The following is a 19,181-nucleotide window of genomic DNA, read 5'->3' as shown; positions in this document are numbered from 1 at the left end:
TCCTTTCTAGCTGTATTGACCCGCAGGGTTGTTAACCCGGCTGATGGGTGAGTGTCCATCGAGTGCGGTGTGGCAGCGGTGGTGGTTGTAGGTGTGGAGGAAGTCTGCCAGGGCTGCGGTTCGTTCGGTGTTCGAGGTGTAGGGCCGCAGGTAGGCCCATTCGTCGAGCAGGGTGCGGTTGAAGCGTTCGACCTTGCCGTTTGTCTGTGGACGGTACGGACGGGTGCGCTTGTGGACGATGCCTGTGGCGCTCAAGGCCTGTGCGAACAGCCGGGATCGGTAACAGGATCCGTTGTCGGTGAGGACCCGTTCGACGGTGATGCCGTGCGCGGTGAAGAAGGCGTTCGCGCGTCGCCAGAAGGCGGCGGGCGGTCTCCTTGCGTTCGTCGGTGAGGACCTCGCTGTAGGCGAGCCTGGAGTGGTCGTCGATGGCTGTGTGGATGAAGCTGTAGCCGATCACGGGGCTGCCGCCCTTGCGGGTACTGGTCGTGGCCTGCCGGTTGGCGAGGGCTTGTTGGCGGGGCATGATGCGGTGGCCGCCGCCGTCGGGGATGTTGCCGAGCTTCTTGATGTCGACGTGGACGAGCTCGCCGGGACGTGCGCGTTCGTAGCGGCGGATCACTTGGCCGGTTGGCCGATCCATCCAGCGCAGCCGGTTCAGGCCGCGGCGGGTCAGGACGCGATGGACTGTCGAAGCGGGTATGCCCAGGATCGGGCCGATGCGTGCGGGACCGAGTTTGCGCTCGCGCCGTAGCGCGCAGATGCGGTTCTCGATGTCGGCTGGGTGCGGTGCGGTGTTGTCCGCGGCCGACTTGGGCGGTCGTGCAGGCCCGCGTCGCCTTCGGCTCGCCAGCGGCGAACCCACTTGTGGGCGGTGGTGCGGGAGATGCCCATTTCGTCGGCGACGTGGGCGACGGGTCTGCCGGCACGGACCCGGTCGATCAGGAGCCGTCTGCCATGAGTGGTCAACCGTGCATTGGGATGAGACACGCGTACCTCTGCGATGGTGCGGACGTTGAGGGTGCTGTGCCAGGTGCACGAAGCCGGCCAGTGGCAGAGCAACACGGGAAATGAGTTGAGGAGGCGCCGTACTTGGCGCCTCCTCATTACGCGGCACTCGGCGAATCCGTCCCTGTGTGAGCCCGGTCGGTCCGGAAGCAGCAGGTGGACCGGCCATGTGGTCGGATCGGATCTACTACGGGACTGAGCAGGTCCCCTCCGGCGTGCACATGCCCTCGGCCGCAGGTGTGGCCATGGCCTGAGACGACTCGGCCCACGCCGCCTCAAGCGCGCGTAGGAACGCCTCCGCGCTCTGCCCGCCTTCGACGACGAAGGTGTCATCGATGACGACATACGGAACGCCGCGGGCTCCGCGCCGTACGGCCTCGGCTTCGTCCTCTCGTACGAGTGCGAGATACCGCTGCGGATCGGCGAGCGCCGCGGTCGCCTCTGCCGCGTCGAGCCCCGCCTCACCGACGATGGCGAGCAGCCCTTCGAGCGTGAAGATGTCGCGCGCCTGGGCGAAGTTGGCCCGCATCACGGTCTGCAGCAGTTGCTCCTGGCGGTGCTGTTCGCCGGCCCAGTGCAGCAGTCGGTGGGCATCCAGCGTGCTGCCGACCTGACGGTCGGTGCGATAGCCCAGTCCCTCGCCATGGGCGATGCGTGCAACTCGCTCGTCCATGGCCGCGGCGTCCGGGCCGTAACGCGCGGTCAGGAAGGAGGGCACCGGATTGACATCCCCCTTGGCCCGGCCAGGGTCGAGCTCGAAGGAGCGGTGCACCACCCGCACAGCGTCCCGGTGCGGAAAGCGGTCGAGCGCGGTGCGCAGCCGGGCGTGACCCAGATAGCACCAGGGACAGATGACGTCGGCCCAGAAATCGATACGCATAAGGGGTTCTCCCTGGATGGGCAGAAAGGGACGGAAGTTGTCCCTGCGGTCCGGACGGGTCCTGCCTGGGGCGCCTTGAGGGGCGTCCCAGGCGGTGCGGGCATCAGGCCATAGCGGCGCGGACCGCGGCGGAATCCACGATCTGCTCCATGCGGACGATCTGGCCGGAGCGAACGATGAAAGAGTGCGCGACGCGCGCCTCCATCGCCTTTCCGGTGGCCTTGTTGATTGCGCTGTAACGGGCTAGCACCACAACCCGCTCGCCGTCGGCGATGTAGGTGTCGTCGTGGGTGGTCCAGCCTTCCCAGGCGGCGGCGAGTTGCTCGAACACGCCGGCGACGACGCCGTCGGGGGTGCGGTAGGTGCCCGCCAGCGGGAAGCCCGCCGACTCGGTCCACTCGATGTCCTCGGCGACCACCTCGCGCCAAGCCGTCAGGTCGCCGGTGGCGGCCGCGACGTACTGGCGGCGCACCACTTCGACCGGCGACTGGCCGGTGTCCGACGTGGGCATCAGAACATGCCGTTGGGGTTGGCGGCCTTCAGCGGGACTTCCTGGATGACGTCCCAGTGCTCGACGACCTTGCCGTTCTCCAGGCGGAAGTAGTCCGCGAGTGCCCGGCCCGGGTTCTCGGGGTTGCCCGGCTCCAGGTCGAGGTGGGAGTGGGTGACAACCATGTCGCCTTCGGCGATGATCCGCTTGATGCTCAGCTGCACGTTCGGGTACTCGCCGCGCAGCCACTGGACGAAGCCGATGAACGCTTCCGGGCCGTCGGCCGCGTCCGGGTTGTGCTGGATGTAGACCGGGCCGAAGTGGTCGGCGATGGCCTTCTCCGGGTCGCCGCCGAAAGCCGTCTGGTAGTAGTCGACGACGATCTGCTTGTTGCGCTCGAGCTGGGTCTGCTCAGACATGGGAAAACTCCGTCTTCTGGGTGGGGTCCCAGGTGACGGAGCTGAAGTGAGGATCGAGCTGTGAGTAGCACCAGGGAACCCAGGATGTGATCAACTGGGTGTGCCCTTCGCGTCTGAAATGGCGGCCTGGGCAGGCGGGCCGACGCTGGTTCTACTTTCTCTTGCCAGGCGCAGAGCGCCTGTACGACAGGATCTACCGCAATACCTGCGGCGATCTCCTGACGCACTTTCCAAGGTACAAGCTGATCGGACCCGCGCAACTTGCCGATGGTCCCGTGATCCCCGGACCTTTGGCCCCCGGCCACTCAAGTCCTCCCAGCTGCCCAGAAGCGATCACGTAGGTGTCAACAACGCTCGTGACCAATACATCTAGCCCCACACCGACGGGGAACGCACGGCGGCGCCCGCTCAGGCGCTCTCGCGCTGCTCGCCCTCGTTGTCACGGGCACGGGACTTGTCCGCCGTGGACGGCTTGATCTTCCCGTCCGTGACGTCCGCGAGCTTCTGCGCGCTCTTGCGCAGGATCGTGCCGAAGGACTCGGCGTCGTTCGTGCCGCTGCCCATGTACATCACGGCGACGAGGCTCTGGCCGTAGCGCAGTTGGGCGAGGTCGATGGTCATCTCCGTGCCCTCGTACTCGTCGGTCTCGGGCATCGCCATGGTGAGGCGGGCACCCTGCGCGGCGTCGCCGACATTCGGGACCGACAGCTGACCGACGTGCACCTTCAGCTGCGCCCCGTCCATCGTCGTGTGGAAGCTGGAGTCGCACGCGGCCACCGCGTCGGTGAACCCCTTGTCGGTGCTCGCCGCCTTGCCCGGGGCGAACGTTCCGACCTCCACGGAGACGTGGGCGGGACCGTACTCGCCCGCGTCGGGCCCCTCGAACGACGAACCGTCCTGGGCGGTCGCGGCGCTGCCGACCTTGCCGTTGAGCAGGTCGACCATCGGCTGGCAGCTCTTCTTGTCCGCCCGCCCGAACTCGCCCTCGACGGCCGTCCCGTCCCCGTCCCCGTCCTCGTCCTGGCCGTCGGCGTTCGACCACCCCGTCGGCAGGTCGCCGACCAGCAGGCGCGCGGCCGAGACCTGGGCGGCGGACAGCGACTTCGCCTTCGGATCGGCGGGTGCCTTCGACGCCTTGGGCGCGGGCTTCTCCTCGGCTTCTGCGGCACCCCCGCACGCGGCGGCGAACAGCAGGGACGAGGCGGCGAGGCCGGCGGCGGTGCCGCGCAGCAGACGGGTGCGCATGGGAGGTGCTCCAGATCAGGGAGGCGGCCCACCTCGAGCCCTCGCACGGGGCGGCACCGCATCGACACCGCAAACCTAAAGGGCACGTAAAGCGTCCCTGTGCGCCCGAACGTCCCGACCGGCTGGACCAAAGTCCCGCCTGACAGGATGACCGGGTGCACCAGGACCAGGACCCACCCGCAGCGGCCCCCGTCATCCTCGGGATAGACGACCTGCGCCCCCTGCCGCGAGCGACGCGGATCGCCCGCACCAGCAGCGACGGCGTGCGGCTCCTGGAGGAGCACCGCGAGACCTTCATCGACGAGCTCTGGCTCGATCACGACCTGGGCGGAGCCGACAGCATCCTGCCCGTGGTGACCCTCCTGGAAGAAGCGGCCTTTCACGGACGCCCCTTCCGTATCGGAACGGTCTTCGTGCACAGCGCCAACCCCATCGGTGCGCAGACCGTCGTCCGCTCCCTGACCCGCTGGGACTACCGTGTGCGGCGCGCAGTGGCGTGAGCACGCGTATCCGCGTGGACACGGCCGGTGAACCTTGACGGTGCGGGGTGCGCAGGCCGGTCGTAGCGTGAGGTGGAGGGGACGAACCCGACTCCGCGAGAGGAGCGCCTCCCATGGGCAGCATCTTCGACCAGTACCGAGGTCAGGCGCACGACAAGGCCCGCGACATCTCCGACGACCGCGAGGACAAGCTCACGGGGAAGAAGTCCGATGGGCGGGAGTCCGCCGAGGAGAAGCCCGGTACGCTCCGCGACGAGGATGAGGCGAACCCCGACGAGCAGGCCTGAATCGTCGACCTGCACGTCCTGTAGCGGCGTGCGACGACACCCCGTGCGCCGAGAGCGGAGCGAAGGATGAAGGCGGTCCGGTTCGACCGGTTCGGGGGCCCCGAGGTCCTCGAGATCGTCGAGCTCCCGGAGCCGCACCCGGGGCCCGGTGAGATCCGGATCGCGGTGCGCGCGGCCGGAGTCAACGCCAGCGACTGGAAGAAGCGCCAGGGGCTGATGGACGAGGAACTCCCGCAGACCCTCGGGTACGAGGCGGCGGGCGTGGTCGACGAGCTCGGCGAGGGCGTCACGGACGTGGCCGTCGGGGACCGCGTGTTCGGCTTCTCCACGCAGGGCGCCGCCCAGGCCGAGTCCGCGGTGCTGTCCACCTACGCGCGGATCCCGGCGTCGCTCGACTTCGCCGGCGCCGCCGCGCTGCCCGCCTCCATCGAGACGGCGACGCGCGCGCTCGACCAACTCGGCGTCAAGGGCGGAGTCACGCTGCTCGTCAACGGCGCGTCCGGAAGCGTGGGCAGCTCCGCGGTCCAGTTCGCCGTGGCGCGCGGTGCCCGCGTCATCGGCACCGCCAGTCCGGCGAACCACGCGTACCTGAGCTCGCTCGGGGCCGAACCCGTGGCCTACGGCGAGGGCCTCGTCGAGCACGTACGCGCCCTCGCGCCCGGCGGCGTCGACCTGGCGTTGGACGTCGCCGGCAGTGGCGTCCTGCCCGAACTCGTCGGACTCGCGGGCGGCCCGGAGCACGTGGTGACGATCGCGGACTTCGCGGGCGCGCGGGAGCACGGGGTGACCTTCAGCCGCGGCGACTCCGGCCGCGCCGTCCATGTCCTGGCGGAGATCGGCGAGTTGATCGAGGCCGGGCGCTTCTCGCTCCCCGTCGCGCGGACGTTCCCGCTCGCCGAGGTAGCCGAGGCGCACCGCGTCGGTGAACAGGGCCACGGGCGCGGAAAGCTCGTCCTCCTGATCGACTGACGCCGCCACCGCGACCTCGCGGCCGTAAACCGGTGGACAGCCGCGCGGTGCCGGGCGACCATCACCGCGATGAACAGCGAATCTCTCTCCCCGCCCCGGCGCATCCGCTTCGTCGAGCTCAACGCCAAGGCGCTGCGGGCCCTCGCCGACGGCGACCTGGCCGGCGGCAGCGCCGAGGCCGGAGTCGACCTGGACGAACACTTCGTCGGCGAACGGGCCCGGTGGATCTTCGGCTACCGCGCCGACCAGCTCGACCGGGACCCCTCCGCGGCTCCCTGGCTCACCCGGGCCGTGGTGTCCGAGCCGGACGGAACAGTCATCGGCGACGCCGGTTTCCACGGGCCGCCGGACGAGGCGGGCGTGCTCGAGATCGGCTACACCGTCGTGCCCCCGTACCGCCGCCGGGGCTATGCCCGCGCGATGGTGAGAGCGCTGCTCGACCGGGCCGCCGCCGAACCCGGTGTCAGGACCGTGCGCGCCACGATCCGCTCCGACAACGAAGCCTCCCTGGCCACTCTCGCGGGCTTCGGCTTCACGCGCGTCGGGGAGAAGGGGAACGAGAGCGAGGGCATCGCGTTCGTCTTCGAGATCCCCGTTCAGGAGGCGTGACCCCGGTCCGCCGACGGCTTCACGCGCGCCCGGGGGCGTTCCCCCTGCGGCCCGAACATGACCAGGTACTCGACGGGCGCGCCCAGCCCCGCGTTCGCGACTCCGTGCGGCGTGCGTGTGTCGAACTCGGCGACTTCCCCGGCGGTCAGCACGAGATCGTGCTCACCGAGCGCCAGCCACAGCCGCCCCGACAGCACGCACAGCCACTCATGCCCCTCGTGCGACTTCTGGCGCGGCCGCGAGGGGCGTTCGTCGACGGCGGGCAGGACGTGCTTGTGGGCGTGCAGGCCCCCTACGTAGCGGGTCAGCGGCAGAACTGCCTTGTCGTCCACGGACCGAGCCGTAACGGGAGCCGGGCCAGGAGCCGTGCCGGCCAACTCGTCCAAGGAGACGCCGTACGCCTTCGACAGGCGCAGCAGCAGTTCCAGATGCGGCTTGCGTCGACCGTGCTCGACCCGGGACAGCGTGCTGAGGGCGATGCCGGACGCGCGGCTCACGTCGGTGAGCGTCTCGCCGCGCCGCTCGCGCACGGCCCGGAGCCGTGGCCCGATGGCGGCCAGCACACCAGCGATCTCGTCGTCCTCCGCCATCTCGTCCGTCAGCTCGTCCGGCATCCCGTCCTGCCCTCTCCTCACGCGCCCTGCCTGCAAGTTTGCCAAAGTGTCAAGCTTCGTCGTGTTCCCCGCCGCCGCACCGCATGATCAAGGGGACGCGTGGTCAGCAGGGACCCCCCTGGTCCGCAGGGAGCCCGCGGCCACCAGGAAGCACGTGGTCACCAGGAAGCACGTGGTCACCATGAAGCCGAGGAGAAGCCATGCACCGTCCCACGCCCACCGCAGGCCCGCGCCACCGCACGATCGACGCCCCCGCAGGACGGCTGCACCTCGTCGAGCAGGGGACCGGCCCGCTGGTCCTGCTCGTCCACGGCTTCCCCGAGTCCTGGTACTCCTGGCGCCACCAGCTTCCGGCACTCGCCGCGGCCGGACACCGGGCGGTGGCACTCGACGTACGCGGCTACGGCCGCTCCTCCAAGCCGACGGCTACCGAGGCCTACCGGATGCGCGCCCTCGTCGATGACAACCTCGCCGTCGTCCGCGCCCTCGGCGAAGAGACGGCAGTGATCATCGGGCACGACTGGGGTTCCTCCATCGCGGCCACCTCCGCCCTGCTCCACCCCGACGTCTTCCACGCGGTCGGCCTGCTGAGCGTCCCCTACGCCCCGCCCGGCGGCCCCCGCCCCAGCGACGTCTTCGCGGGGATGGGCGGGGACGAGGAGTTCTACGTCTCGTACTTCCAGCGGCCTGGCCGGGCCGAAGCGGAGATCGAACCCGACGTACGCGGCTGGCTCGCGGGTTTCTACGCCGCTCTGTCCGCCGACACGATGCCGGCGCCGGGCGAGCCCGACCCGCACTTCGTAGCCGCGGGCGGCACCCTGCGCGAAAGGTTCCCCAAGGGCCCACTGCCCTCCTGGCTCACCGAGACCGCACTCGACCACTATGCCGGGGAGTTCGAGCGCACCGGCCTGACCGGAGCGCTCAACCGCTACCGGAACATGGACCGCGACTGGGAAGACCTCGCCGCGTTCAACGGCGCCCCCCTCACCCAGCCGTCCCTCTTCATCGGCGGCACCCTCGACGCCTCCACGACCTGGATGACCGACGCCATCGACGCCTACCCCGCCACGCTCCCCGCCCTGGTCTCCTCCCACCTCCTCGACAACTGCGGCCACTGGCTCCAGCAGGAACGCCCCGAGGAGGTCAACCGGCTGCTGGTGTCCTGGCTCTCGGCAGTGTCCGGGCAGTGAACTCAGCGACCGGCATCGCCCCGGCACACCGCGTCACGCGTCACGCGTCACGCGTCACGCGTCGCGCACGAGCGTGACGCTGCCGTTCTCGGAGCCGAGGCCCTGCGGATCGGGGCGGCGGGCCAGGCGGTGGTCGAGTTCCTCGGGCCACTGGGCGTCGGCGACTGCGTCCAGCGCGGCGACGCGTGCGCGCAGCGGTGCCCTTTGCTCGGGCGCGCACGCGAGTGCCACCGTGGCGTAGAGCGCGCGCAACCGTCGCTGCACCTGGAGCGCTGTGCCGCTGAAGTGGCGGATCTCGTCGGTGGCGATGCACACGTAGTCCGCCCAGGAGCGGGTGCGGTAGCGGAAGGCGCCGCGGCCGGTCGTGGACGCGGGTTCGTGCAGGACGGGGGCGAGCACCATCAGGAGGTCCTCGATGTGATCGAGGGCCTGGACCGCGCGGCCCGGGTCGTTGACCGCGGGCGACAGCGCCTTGAGCGCGACGTCGACCAGGGCGCGCAGCGCTCCGCCGGGGTCGGTGGTGGCGCCGTGCGTGTCACCGAAGAGCAGACAGCCGATCAGGGTCTCCCGGTCGATCTGCTCGATGTGCTCGACAGGGCCGTACACAAAGAACAGGGGCGCCTGCCGGGCGATGAAGTCCCCGACGGCCGGGACCAGTTCGAGCCCCACGCCGGTCTCGCGCGCGTACTCCTCGAGCCGACGCGCGTCGAAGGACAGCAGGACCTGCCCCTGACGCGGGACGGTGCCGAGGCGGATCACGGCCGGTTCGGCGGCGTGCTCGGCGGCGTCCTGGTGCGGGGGCGCCGCTTCCGGGTCGTCGGCCGTGACCCGCGGGTGTGCGCGCCGGACCGCCTCATGGCCCTCGGCGGCCAGATAGCGCAGCAGATAGCCGGAGTTGAGCACGCCGGTGACGCGGGTGACGAGGGCCAGGACCAGCAGCGCGCAGACCACCGAGAGGCCGATGGCGAACAGCATGGACAGAACGGGCCGGTAGTCCTCCTCCCGTACGGCGAGGCGTACCGAGATGAGCAACGTGTAGACGAAGGTGGCCAGGAACGTGCCGATCGACCAGCGCATGATGGGGTCTTCGCGCAGCATCGGCACCACCCGCAGCGACAACTGCGCCGAACCGAACTGCATGGCCAGGGTGATCGCCGTGAACACCAGACCGGTCAGCGTGATCATTCCGCCGGCGACCGCGCTGAGCAGGTTCGACATCGCGCCACCGTCGACCTCGGGGAAGAGCGCCTCGTCGTAGTCGTGCTCCCAGTGGGCCAGGACGCGGTCGAGGTACGGCAGCAGCCAGGCCAGCAGGACGCCCGCGGCCAGCAGGGTCAGCGGCAGCCGCCACACCGGGCGGGCGTGCAGCCGACGCCGGGTGCGGCGCCAGCGTGAAGACGGGGTGGGCACGGTGCACCGTCCTGGAGATCTGGGCCGTCACGGCCTGCGGGGTCGATCGACGGGCGCGCGGGGCGCGGTGTGGATCAACGACGCCACGAGCCTCGCACGCGAGCGGCCCGCAGCATGCCTGGCGCGCTGCTCCGCCGGACGTGTCTCCGTCTGACCCGTCTCCGGCGGACGGTTCGATTGTCAGTGCCGACTGGCAGGGTGTCTCTCATTACGAGGGAGCACGTGGAAGCCGCGGAAGTACGAGCAAGTACGAGCAAGTACGAGCAAGCACCTGGGAGGCACGCAATGATCAAGGGACTGCGCAAGCTCGACGTCATCACGCTGTTCGCCGAGGACCTGGCCGCGACGACGGCCTTCTACACCGAAGTCCTCGGCCTGGACGTCGTGTTCCAGAACGAGGACTCCGCGGTGGTCGCACTCGACAACGTGCTGATCAACGTACTGACCGTGGCGAACGCGCCGGAGCTCGTCGCGCCCGCCGCGGTCGGCGACGCACGGTCAGGAGCCCGGGCGCTGTTCACCATCGAGGTGGCGGACGCCAGAGCGGTATGCACCGAGCTCGAACAGCACGGCGTACAGCTGCTCAACGGCCCGGTCGACCGCCCCTGGGGCCGCCGGACCGCGGCGTTCGCCGACCCGTCGGGGAACGTGTGGGAGATCGCCGAGGTCCTGCCGGCGGGCTGACTTCGAGGGCTGACTCCGGCACGCCTCCCTACGCGGGTACTACGTTGTCCAGGGCCTCGGCGATGCCCGCGTCGAGGTCGGTCTGGTAGCCGGTGTGGAAGGCGCGGTCGTACGCGGACTCACCGAGCGCCTCCCGGGTGCGGCCGACGCAGTCCTCGTGGGCCGCCACCCAGGTGGGGATGCCGACCTGCGGCCGGCCGAGGGTGTCCCACAACTGGTGTGCCAGGCCGAGCAGTCGGGCCGCACGTTCGGCCTCGCCCTCGGCGATCGCGCACTGTGCGATCGCCTCCAGGCACATGCCGGAGCCGAAGCTGTCGTGCATCCGGTGCTTGACCCGCAGCGACGCCTGGGCGGAGCGTTCGGCGTCCTGGACGCGCCCCAGGGCCAGTTCCGCCTGGGCGCGGATGGAGTCGCCCCACGCGCGCATCCAGCTCTCGCCCGACTCGTCGCAGACCCGCCGCATCTCGTCCAGACCGTGCAGGGCCTCCTCGGCCATGCCCATGGCGATGCGGGCGTGACTGCCGACGGAGAGGGAACCCAGGCCGGGCACGCTGAGCATGGCCTCGGGCGACCGGCTGTGCCGGGCGTACAGCTCGTCGGTCAGCTTCAGCACGGTGACCGCGTCGCCGCGCAGCGCCGCCGCCACCGCGGCCACGGACTTGGCGAGGCTGTCCTCGGCCTCACCGAACCGTGTCGCGAGGGCGGTGGACTCGACGGCGCACTCCTCGAGCGCGGGCAGGTCGCCCAGCTCGGTCAGCACCAGCCCTTGTGCGTAGAGGGCCTTGAGCCGCAGCGGGCTGGGTCCGGTGAACGCCTCCAGGGCGCGGTCGAGATAGTGCCTGCCCTCCCGGGCGAGACCGCACGCGTACCAGAGGAACCACAGGTCCGCGGCCATGCCGAGGCCGAGCCTGCTCTCGGCGGATCCGAGGCAGGAGTCCAGCGCGAGACGGAGGTTGTCGAACTCGGCGTGCATCCGCTCGTACCAGATGTACTGGTCGGGCCCCATGAAGGCGGCGTCGCCCTCGCGGGCCAGGCGCAGGTACCAGGTGCGGTGGCGGCGGCGGAACTCCCGCCCCTCGCCCAGACTGCGCAGCCAGCCCTCTCCGTACTCGCGGATCGTGTCCAGCATCCGATAGCGCTCACCGGCCGCCGTCGGCTGCCACGTGATGATCGACTTGTCCACGAGCGCGGCCAGCAGCTGGGGAATCTCCTCCTGCGGCAGGCGGTCGTCGCCGCACACCTGGACGACGCCCTCGGTGTCGAAGCTGCCCACGAACACCGAAAGGCGTGCCCACAGCAGCCGTTCGGCAGGCGTGCACAGCTGGTGGCTCCACCCGATCGCCGTGCGCAGCGCCTGGTGCCACAGGGGATCCGCCTGCTCGATGGCGGCCTTGGCCTCGCCGAGCACCTCGAACCGGTCCGACACCCGGTCCGAGAGCCGGTCGGCCAGCTCGGCCGGCGTCAGCTCCCGCAGCCGGGCGGCCGCCAGCTCGATCGCCAGCGGCAGGCCCTCCAATTGGCGGCACAGCCGCTCCAGATCGGGCCGGTCCGCCTCGCTGATCGCGAACCCGGGCGAGGCGTCCGCCGCCCGCTCGGCCAGCAGCACCAGGGCGTCGGCGTCCGGCCCGCCGCCCGGCCCCTTGGCAGGACCGGGGACCGGCAGCGGCTGCACCGTCAGGACCTCTTCCGCCGCGAGCCCCAGGGGCCGCCGGCTCGTGGCCAGGATGCGCAGACCCGGCGCGGCCCCGATCAGCCGCTCCACCACGGGCCGGATCTCCTGCGTGAGGTGCTCGCACGTGTCGAGGACCAGCAGGACGTCGCGCTCGGCCAGATAGTGCGCCAGCGCGTCGACCACCGGCACGGCGGTCTGGTGCGCCATCGGCAGCGCCTCGGCGATCGTGTGCGGCAGCAACTCCCCGTCGCGCAGGCCCGACAGCGCGATCCACCACGCCCCGTCCCTGGGCTCCGGCTCCATCCGGGCGGCGACGCTCTGCGCCAGCCGGGTCTTGCCCACGCCGCCGACCCCGACGAGCGTCACCACGCGGCGCGCGTCGAGCGCCTCCGAGATCTGCGCCGACTCGGTCACTCGGCCGACCAGTTCACCGTTCTCCCGCGGCAGATCGCCCACCCGCCGCTCTCGTTGCTTGTCTGCCGCCATCGTTCCACTCCCGCGCCGAGGCCCCTTGTACCGACAGTGCTATCAACTCGGCGGGCCCGGCGGGAGAGTTATCGACGAACCGCGAGCGGTATCCGACGTGCAGTTGACTTCGGGCGCTCCTGCGCGGGAGCCGCGCGCCGGAGGCGATCGTGGGACGCAGAGGAGCGGAGAGCCGCCGCGGGGGACGGGGGACCCTCCGCGGCGGCCACCACCCACCGTAGGGAGATCCGGCGCCCCGGACCCGCGCCTCGGGAAAGCTTGGCCGGATGCGCATCCCCGGTACGCCGCGGATTCCCAGCAGGGGCCGGGTGGGAACTCGGGGCTGCGCGCCGGGAGTTCGGCCGGATTCCGTCCGCGGCACCCGTCCCCGCACGCCTGCCGTCAGACCTCGGGGCGTGCCGTGTAGACCGTCGCCGTCATCGGTGCCGTCACCGGGCCGGTGCCGAGGAGGTCCGTCATCTCCCGGGCGACGGCCGCCTGGAAGGCCCCCGCGTCCGGACGGGCCCCCAGCGCGGCGCTCACCGGCGTCCCGGCGAGGAAGCCGGTGGCCACGGAAGCGGCCGACTCCGCGACGCCGACCGACGTCACCTCCACCGCCGTGTCCAGGACAAGACCGGCGGCCGCGAGGTCCCCGGCCACCACGGCCGGATCGCCGTAGCCGTGCGGTACGTCGCGGAGGAAGGAGGGGGCTCCGTCGGGAACCACCCGTTCCAGGGCGGCCTGGAACGCGGCCCCGAACCCGTGGGTGGCCAGCGGGCCCCAACTGTTGAACAGGAAGCGCCCGTTCGGGGCGAGGACCCGGCGCACCTCGGCGTAGGCGGCGGGCCTGTCGGGGAAGAACATGACCCCGAACTGACACAGGACGAGGTCGAAGGTGCCGTCCTCGAACGGCAGGTCCTGGGCATCCGCCCGCCGCCACTTCGCGCCGGGCACCCGCGCGGCACCGGCGGTGACCATCGCCGCGTTGAGGTCGGTCGCCACCACGGACGCCTCGGGTGAGGCGGCGAGCGCGGCGGAGGTCAACGCCCCCGTACCGGCGGCGAGTTCCAGGACGTCACGAGGGTGCAGCAGGGCTGCTCTGGCCGCCAGGTCGGCGGCGAAGGGCCGGAAGAAGACGGGTACCAGGTGGCGCTCGTAGGTCTCGGGCATGGACCCGGTCCACCGCCGATTCGCATCGTGTCCGCTCACCCGGCCGACGGTACTCCCGACTCCCGGGTTCCGCGGCCCGGGTTCCGCCGCTCGTACGCGTACCTCGACCGGGGCCTAGGTCCCGGGTCCTCCGTCCGCCGCGGCTCATGATCATCCGTAGGCCCGATGCTGCTCGGGGGCCGCAGAGGCCACTGTGGGGGAGACCTACCAAGGAGCACACCATGTCGTTCCCGGAAGACCTCGAGTACCCGGAGCCCCGCTACCACGGCGACAAGGGCGAAGTGAACGCCACCTTCCGGTTGGCGAGCACCCCGCCGGACGTCTCCTCGCCCGGCGGTGCCACCCACTTCATCGCCACCCATGAGTCGACCGGCGGTGAATTCGGGCTGTTCAAGGCGGAGTTGGGCGCCCGGTCCGCCGGAGCCAAGCCGCACTTCCACAAGGCGATGTCGGAGTCCTTCTACATCCTCTCCGGTGAACTGGAGCTCTACGACGGCGACAAGTGGGTCACGGGCCGGGAGGGCGACTTCCTGTACGTCCCGGTCGGCGGCCTGCACGGCTTCAGGAACGTCACGGACGAGCCGATGTCCATGCTCATGCTCTTCTCCCCGGGCGGCCCCCGCGAGGAGTACTTCGAGCGCGTCGCGGAGGTGGCGCAGCGCGGCCGCGAGGAACTCAAGGAGTTCCGCATCCGGCACGACAGCTACTTCGTCGAGGACTTCGAGTGAGCGGACCGGGGGCCTCCCAAGTCAGCGCCCTGACCTGCGCGTTCATCATTTGTTGATCTCCCGGGCGCAGCCTTGCGGGGCCAGCTGCGCACAGCCTCTGCGTGAGGAAGTGCGTGACCTCTCGACCGGGAAAGGGGGTGCAGTGATGAAGCTTCTCTTCGCCCTTCGCAACAAGGTGTCCGCGAACAAGAGCCTGAAGGCCAGCGCTTGGTACTTCTGGTACTAGGCCGAGAGGTCGTCCCCGCCGCACGGCGGGGACGACGCCGCCCGTCGCCAGCCCTCTCGGCCCGCTCTGCCTTCCCGGAGACCCTCATGCGCGCCACCGTGTTCCACCCCCGACTCGCGGCCCTGCTGCGGGACCACCTCGGACAGGACCTCTTCCGGCTCGAACCCGACACGATCGGGATCGCCGGCCCCGAGGTCGCCGACCGGATCCTCGCGGCCCGCCGCGCCACCGAGACGGAACGGCCCACGTTCAAGCCGCTGCACGGGCGCTCGATCACGCGCGGCGAGGCCTCCTCGGTGATGCGGACCATCGGCAGTGACGTGCGCGAGGCACTGAACGGGACCCGGCCCCGCCCCGAGGACGTCGACCTGTCCGGCGTGTGGCCGCTCAGGGGTCATCTGTTCCTGCGCGATCTGATCCTCGGTCAGGATCCTTACCGGCTGCGGATCCTGATGAGCCGCAACCTCGAACTGACCCCCAAACTCACCTGGGCCGTGATCGCCGCGGGCGCCGCGCTCCCGGGCCGCATCGGTCGCAACGGCCGCAAGGGCGCCCCGACGACCGCGATCGCGGGCCTGACCGCAGACGCCACCGGCTACCACGAGCGCCGCTACGCCATGGGCATGTACCGCCGTGCCGCGGCCCCGGTGTGCTTCACGGTCTCCACGCTCGTCGCGAACGCGCTGTGGCTCGGAGCGCCCTTCGACCCCGACGTGCCGAACCGGAACATCCTCCACGAGGCCATGAGGCTGCTGCCCCCGTCGTGGAACATCCTGCGCAACGCCTGCCCCGAGTACCCCGGGATCGACGCGCGCATAGGACCGGACGACGACGTCCTGCTGCTGCCGCTCCTCTCGCACCGGGACCCGGCCCTGTGGAAGGACCCCGACGCGTTCCGCCCCGAGCGCTGGGACTCCCTCGACCCCGACACGACCCCCGGCTACCTTCCGTTCGGGCACTCCTCCGAGCGGTGCTGGGGCCGGCACATGGTGATGCCCCTCGCCGAACTCCTCCTGGACCTCGTCCGTGCGTCGGACCTGACGGTCGACCCCGGGCAGACGTCCGCCAAGGTGCCCCTGGTCGGGCTCCTCGGCGTGGAGGACGTACGGGTGAGGAAGGCGCCGCGCCGTGCCGTCGCCGCCTGAGCCGCCCGACGCGGCCGAGACGGTCGACGGGTCCTTCGCCCGCGCCCCGCACGCCACTTATCGGTACTGGCGCGAGAAGGGCGGCGCCCACCCGGTCCGCTTCGAAGGTCCCGTACCGCTGGCCGGCTGGGTCGTCACCGGGCACGCCGCCTGCCGGGCGGCCCTCACCGACCCGCGGCTGAGCAAGGACGGCGCCACCGAGGCGTTCGCCCGTCACGCGGGTCTGCCCACGCACGGGCCCGGCGGCGCGCTCACCACCCACATGCTCAACTCCGATCCGCCGCGCCACACCCGGCTGCGCCGCCTCGTGCAGCAGGCGTTCACGCAGCGCAGGGTGGCGGCGCTGCGCCCCCGGATCGAGGCCCGGGTCACCGCACTGCTCGACGCCCTGGAGGGGACGGACGAGGCCGAGCTGATCGGCAGATTCGCCCTTCCGCTGCCGCTGGCGGTGATCTTCGACCTGCTCGGCGCGGACCCGGACGGGCCGGGGATCCTCCAGGTCCGCGGGCACACGGTGTCCGGGGACGGGGGCGACGGCGAGGTGTCCGTCCCCACGGCCGAGGCGATGCTCGACCGGCTGCGCGCGCTGATCGACCAGAAGCGGGCCCGGCCGGGCGACGACCTCCTGTCCGCTCTCGTCGCAGCGCGCGACGACGGCGACCGCCTCACCGACGAGGAAGTCACCTCGATGGCGTTCCTGCTGGTGGTCGCGGGCCACCAGACCACCGCCAACCTCCTCGCGAACGGCCTGTACGCCCTGCTCGCTCATCCCGGTCAACTCGCCGCCGTACGCGAGGACTTCACGTTGCTCCCCGGGTTGATCGAGGAAGTCCTGCGCCACGAGAGCCCGTTCGCCCTCGCGAGCCTGCGATACACCACGCAGCCGGTCACGATCGGGGACACCACGATCCCGGCCGGGGAGTTCGTCCAGATCGCGCTACTGGCCGCGAACCGCGACCCGGACGTCTTCGAGGACCCCGACCGCTTCGACTTCACCCGCGACACCACGGGGCACCTCGCGTTCGGCCACGGCATTCACCACTGCCTGGGTGCCCCGCTCGCCCGCCTCCAGGCCGAGGTCGCCCTCACGCACGTACTGCGCCGCTTTCCCGCACTGCGCCTGGCGGACCCGGACGGTGCCCCGGCATGGCAGGACAACCCGCGCCACCGAGGTCTGCTCGGCCTGCCGGTCCTGCTGCGCTGACGGGGCGTGCCCGGCGTCAGCCGGTGGCGGAGCTGATCCGGTCCAACCACTCGCGCAGCATGGCCCGTTCGGCCGCGGACAGGCCGTGTGCGTGCGGAAGCGCGGCGCGCAGGGCGATGGCCGCGGCGGCGGGCCCGGGCTGCTGCGTCGCGGGCGCGTCGGTGGTGATGGCCGCGATCACCGCCTCCCGGGCCAGCACGGACAGCTCCGGGTCGCGGCGGTCCTCGGGCTGACCGATCAGGGTGACGGCGGTCCCGTCGCCGGCCGCGTGCACCAACTGCGCCGCGCGTTCCTCGGGCACGCGCAGGCGCCCCGCCTCGGCGACCCGCCGGATGCGCTCGGCCAGCACCTCGAACCCGGCGACGGCGGCCGGGGGAGGCGTCGCACCCGGCCGCAGTCCGCCGGCCATCACCAGATACAGGGCCGGATTGGCGAGAGCGAAGCCGATGTGCAGGTCCCAGCCGGCGCGCAGGTCCGCGAGCGGGTCGCCGGTCGGTTCCAATTCGGCCTTGTCCCGCAGGTACGCCGCGTAGCCCTCGGCCGCCACCGCGTCGAGCAGGCCCTGCTTGTCGCCGAAGAGGCGGTAGATGGTGGGCGCCTGCACCCCCGCGGCCGCACCGACCGCACGGGTCGAGACGGCCTCCTGTCCCCCCTCGGCGAGCAGCTTGGCGGTGGCCGTGAGGATGCGCTCCCGGGAACCGCCCTGAGCAGCGGCGTCAGCACTCATGTGACAACGGTAACAGTAGTCCGTTAGCGTCGATACGTTATCGCTGCTAACGTGAATTCTGTTAGCGCAGCTTTCGTTTCTTGCTGGAGGTCATCATGATCATCGTCACCGGAGCCACCGGGCAGCTCGGCCGCGACGTCGTGGAGCGGCTGCTCGCACGCGTCCCGGCCGACCGGATCGGCGTCAGCGTCCGCAATCCCGAGAAGGCGGACGCCCTGCGGGCGCGTGGAGTGCGGGTCCGCCGCGGCGACTTCACCGACCCCGCGAGCCTCGCCCATGCCTTCGAAGGGGTCGAGCAGCTCCTGCTCGTGTCGACCGACACCACCGGAGCCCCCGCCGTCTCGGCGCACCGTGCCGCGATCGACGCGGCCGTCGCGGCAGGTGCACGACGCGTCGTCTACACCAGCCACATGGGCGTGAACCCCGACTCGCCGTTCGTCCCCATGCCCGACCACGCGGCCACCGAGCAGGCCCTGCAGGAGTCCGGCATCGCCTGCACGTCACTGCGCAACGGCTTCTACGCGGCGTCGGCCGTCATGATGCTCGGCAACGCGCTCGAGACCGGCCGCCTGGTGGCTCCCGAGGACGGCCCCGTGTCCTGGACCGCCCACGCCGACCTGGCCGAGGCCGCCGCGATCGTCCTCGCCGACGCGGGACGCTTCGAGGGGCCGACCCCGGCGCTCACCGGGGAGCGGGCCCTCGACCTCGCCGACGTCGCCGCGCTCGCCTCCCGCTTGACCGGGCGGCGCATCGAGCGCGTCGTCGTCGGGGACGAGGAGTTCCGGGACGCGCTCGTCGCGCAGGGTGCACCCGAGCACCAGGCCGATCTCCTGCTGGGCCTCCACCGGGCAAGCCGCAAGGGCGAGTTCGCGGCCGTCGACCCCACGCTCGGCTCGCTGCTCGGGCATGCGCCGACGCCCTTGGAGGACGTCCTGCGCGCTGCCGTCGGCCAGGAGGCGCCGCCCGTCAGGTGACCCTGGCGGCGGGCAGGGCGGTGAGGATCGCCGAGACCGTCCGGTCCGGTGTTTGGTCCGAGGTGTCCAGCCACAGCCCCATGCGCGGAGTCTCCTCGCGCAGGACGCGGTCGAGGGCCTCGACGGTCCAGGGGCCGTACCCCGTCTTCGGCCGGCCGGCCTCCCTGGCGCGCACCGCAGCGGCCGAGGGTGCGAGCACGACGACGTACAACGGGCGTGTCCGTACGCGGGCGGCGAACTCGGCCAGGTCCTTCCCGAGGACGATGTCCTGGACGATCGCGGTCCACCCGTGGCGCGCGTACTCGTCGGCCACGAGGGCCGACAGGCCCTGGCGCAGCTCGAGTTGAGCCCTGGCCTCGGCGGTCTCCTCGGGCAGCAGGTCCTCCCGGCCGGAGACCAGCATCCGCCGGAAGACGTCACCCCGCACATGTGCGGCCCGCGGCAGCCGTGCGGCCAGGAGCTCGGCCACGGTGGACTTGCCGGACGCCATGACGCCGGTGATCAGGACGACGGCCGAACCCGGTTCGGAGTCCACGGGGGCCCACCTTCCCTCTGCTGAACCGGT

At 71.4% G+C, this 19,181-nt stretch carries 21 protein-coding genes and 1 pseudogene; 11 read left to right on the top strand and 11 right to left on the bottom strand.

Going from position 1 to position 19,181, the window contains the following annotated elements:
- Positions 1-6 precede the first annotated feature (6 nt).
- The 5 genes and pseudogenes from ACIBUY_RS24445 to ACIBUY_RS24425 all read right to left on the bottom strand — a co-directional run bounded on the left by ACIBUY_RS24445 (position 7) and on the right by ACIBUY_RS24425 (position 4,042).
- A pseudogene (locus tag ACIBUY_RS24445) lies at positions 7-990 on the bottom strand (IS481 family transposase).
- A 205-nt stretch (positions 991-1,195) separates the two neighbouring features.
- The gene (locus ACIBUY_RS24440) at positions 1,196-1,888 is read right to left on the bottom strand and encodes a DsbA family oxidoreductase (RefSeq protein ID WP_365575867.1); all 693 of its coding nucleotides are present in this window, start codon (positions 1,886-1,888) and stop codon (positions 1,196-1,198) included.
- Between the two features lie 103 nt (positions 1,889-1,991).
- Positions 1,992-2,399, bottom strand: coding sequence for a nuclear transport factor 2 family protein (locus tag ACIBUY_RS24435; RefSeq protein ID WP_365575869.1), 408 nt, complete (start codon positions 2,397-2,399; stop codon positions 1,992-1,994).
- Entirely contained in the window at positions 2,399-2,797 is a 399-nt protein-coding gene (locus ACIBUY_RS24430) for an ester cyclase (RefSeq protein ID WP_365575871.1), read from the bottom strand. The genes ACIBUY_RS24435 and ACIBUY_RS24430 overlap by 1 nt, the downstream gene beginning before the upstream one ends.
- Before the next feature lie 408 nt (positions 2,798-3,205).
- Positions 3,206-4,042, bottom strand: coding sequence for a hypothetical protein (locus tag ACIBUY_RS24425; RefSeq protein ID WP_399153691.1), 837 nt, complete (start codon positions 4,040-4,042; stop codon positions 3,206-3,208).
- Positions 4,043-4,197: 155 nt separating this feature from the next.
- On the opposite strand from ACIBUY_RS24425, the gene ACIBUY_RS24420 reads away from it, so the two are divergent.
- The 4 genes from ACIBUY_RS24420 to ACIBUY_RS24405 all read left to right on the top strand — a co-directional run bounded on the left by ACIBUY_RS24420 (position 4,198) and on the right by ACIBUY_RS24405 (position 6,407).
- Complete coding sequence (locus ACIBUY_RS24420; protein ID WP_365575875.1) at positions 4,198-4,542, top strand: cyclic-phosphate processing receiver domain-containing protein; 345 nt, start codon at positions 4,198-4,200, stop codon at positions 4,540-4,542.
- 113 nt (positions 4,543-4,655) lie between these two features.
- On the top strand, positions 4,656-4,829 hold the full coding sequence (locus ACIBUY_RS24415; protein WP_365575877.1) for a hypothetical protein: 174 nt from the start codon (positions 4,656-4,658) through the stop codon (positions 4,827-4,829).
- Positions 4,830-4,895: 66 nt separating this feature from the next.
- On the top strand, positions 4,896-5,798 hold the full coding sequence (locus tag ACIBUY_RS24410) for an NADP-dependent oxidoreductase (protein ID WP_399153690.1): 903 nt from the start codon (positions 4,896-4,898) through the stop codon (positions 5,796-5,798).
- 69 nt (positions 5,799-5,867) lie between these two features.
- The gene (locus tag ACIBUY_RS24405; RefSeq protein ID WP_365575881.1) at positions 5,868-6,407 is read left to right on the top strand and encodes a GNAT family N-acetyltransferase; all 540 of its coding nucleotides are present in this window, start codon (positions 5,868-5,870) and stop codon (positions 6,405-6,407) included.
- Here the strand turns inward: ACIBUY_RS24405 and ACIBUY_RS24400 are convergent.
- The gene (locus tag ACIBUY_RS24400) at positions 6,395-7,021 is read right to left on the bottom strand and encodes a helix-turn-helix domain-containing protein (RefSeq protein ID WP_399153689.1); all 627 of its coding nucleotides are present in this window, start codon (positions 7,019-7,021) and stop codon (positions 6,395-6,397) included. The two genes, ACIBUY_RS24405 and ACIBUY_RS24400, sit on opposite strands and share 13 nt — an antisense overlap.
- 200 nt (positions 7,022-7,221) lie before the next feature.
- Between ACIBUY_RS24400 and ACIBUY_RS24395 the strand changes: the two genes are divergently transcribed.
- Entirely contained in the window at positions 7,222-8,211 is a 990-nt protein-coding gene (locus ACIBUY_RS24395) for an alpha/beta fold hydrolase (RefSeq protein WP_399153688.1), read from the top strand.
- A gap of 54 nt (positions 8,212-8,265) precedes the next feature.
- Here ACIBUY_RS24395 and ACIBUY_RS24390 read toward each other — a convergent pair whose 3' ends face one another.
- The gene (locus ACIBUY_RS24390; protein ID WP_365575885.1) at positions 8,266-9,621 is read right to left on the bottom strand and encodes a DUF2254 domain-containing protein; all 1,356 of its coding nucleotides are present in this window, start codon (positions 9,619-9,621) and stop codon (positions 8,266-8,268) included.
- A gap of 285 nt (positions 9,622-9,906) precedes the next feature.
- Between ACIBUY_RS24390 and ACIBUY_RS24385 the strand changes: the two genes are divergently transcribed.
- Positions 9,907-10,305, top strand: coding sequence for a VOC family protein (locus ACIBUY_RS24385; protein ID WP_365575887.1), 399 nt, complete (start codon positions 9,907-9,909; stop codon positions 10,303-10,305).
- A gap of 28 nt (positions 10,306-10,333) precedes the next feature.
- Here the strand turns inward: ACIBUY_RS24385 and ACIBUY_RS24380 are convergent, their stop codons facing one another.
- Both ACIBUY_RS24380 and ACIBUY_RS24375 read right to left on the bottom strand, forming a co-directional pair.
- Positions 10,334-12,463 (bottom strand): NB-ARC domain-containing protein, encoded by a 2,130-nt coding sequence (locus ACIBUY_RS24380; RefSeq protein ID WP_365575889.1) that lies wholly within the window; start codon positions 12,461-12,463, stop codon positions 10,334-10,336.
- 381 nt (positions 12,464-12,844) lie between these two features.
- Positions 12,845-13,612 carry a class I SAM-dependent methyltransferase gene (locus ACIBUY_RS24375; RefSeq protein ID WP_365575891.1) on the bottom strand — a complete coding sequence of 256 codons (768 nt, stop codon included), beginning with the start codon at positions 13,610-13,612 and terminating at the stop codon, positions 12,845-12,847.
- A gap of 221 nt (positions 13,613-13,833) precedes the next feature.
- Between ACIBUY_RS24375 and ACIBUY_RS24370 the strand changes: the two genes are divergently transcribed.
- The 4 genes from ACIBUY_RS24370 (at position 13,834) to ACIBUY_RS24355 (ending at position 16,915) form a co-directional block, all read left to right on the top strand.
- Complete coding sequence (locus ACIBUY_RS24370; protein WP_399153687.1) at positions 13,834-14,340, top strand: cupin domain-containing protein; 507 nt, start codon at positions 13,834-13,836, stop codon at positions 14,338-14,340.
- Positions 14,341-14,485: 145 nt separating this feature from the next.
- The gene (locus tag ACIBUY_RS24365) at positions 14,486-14,566 is read left to right on the top strand and encodes a tryptorubin family RiPP precursor (RefSeq protein ID WP_365575922.1); all 81 of its coding nucleotides are present in this window, start codon (positions 14,486-14,488) and stop codon (positions 14,564-14,566) included.
- A gap of 86 nt (positions 14,567-14,652) precedes the next feature.
- The gene (locus ACIBUY_RS24360; RefSeq protein ID WP_365575894.1) at positions 14,653-15,711 is read left to right on the top strand and encodes a cytochrome P450; all 1,059 of its coding nucleotides are present in this window, start codon (positions 14,653-14,655) and stop codon (positions 15,709-15,711) included.
- Positions 15,695-16,915: a cytochrome P450 gene (locus tag ACIBUY_RS24355; RefSeq protein ID WP_399153686.1), complete on the top strand. Its 1,221-nt coding sequence runs from the start codon at positions 15,695-15,697 to the stop codon at positions 16,913-16,915. Before ACIBUY_RS24360 ends, ACIBUY_RS24355 begins: the two co-directional genes overlap by 17 nt.
- A 16-nt stretch (positions 16,916-16,931) precedes the next feature.
- On the opposite strand, the gene ACIBUY_RS24350 is transcribed toward ACIBUY_RS24355, so the two are convergent.
- Positions 16,932-17,642: a TetR/AcrR family transcriptional regulator gene (locus ACIBUY_RS24350; RefSeq protein WP_399153685.1), complete on the bottom strand. Its 711-nt coding sequence runs from the start codon at positions 17,640-17,642 to the stop codon at positions 16,932-16,934.
- A 95-nt stretch (positions 17,643-17,737) separates the two neighbouring features.
- On the opposite strand from ACIBUY_RS24350, the gene ACIBUY_RS24345 reads away from it, so the two are divergent.
- Positions 17,738-18,616, top strand: a complete 879-nt coding sequence (locus tag ACIBUY_RS24345) for an NAD(P)H-binding protein (protein WP_399153684.1) — start codon at positions 17,738-17,740, stop codon at positions 18,614-18,616.
- On the opposite strand, the gene ACIBUY_RS24340 is transcribed toward ACIBUY_RS24345, so the two are convergent.
- Positions 18,609-19,151 carry an AAA family ATPase gene (locus ACIBUY_RS24340; RefSeq protein ID WP_399153683.1) on the bottom strand — a complete coding sequence of 181 codons (543 nt, stop codon included), beginning with the start codon at positions 19,149-19,151 and terminating at the stop codon, positions 18,609-18,611. The genes ACIBUY_RS24345 and ACIBUY_RS24340 overlap by 8 nt on opposite strands.
- Between the last annotated feature and the right edge of the window lie 30 nt (positions 19,152-19,181).

The sequence above is a fragment of the Streptomyces sp. NPDC050085 genome (assembly GCF_044460595.1).
Classification (GTDB): domain Bacteria; phylum Actinomycetota; class Actinomycetes; order Streptomycetales; family Streptomycetaceae; genus Streptomyces.
This window is presented reverse-complemented; position numbering and strand designations above follow the sequence as displayed.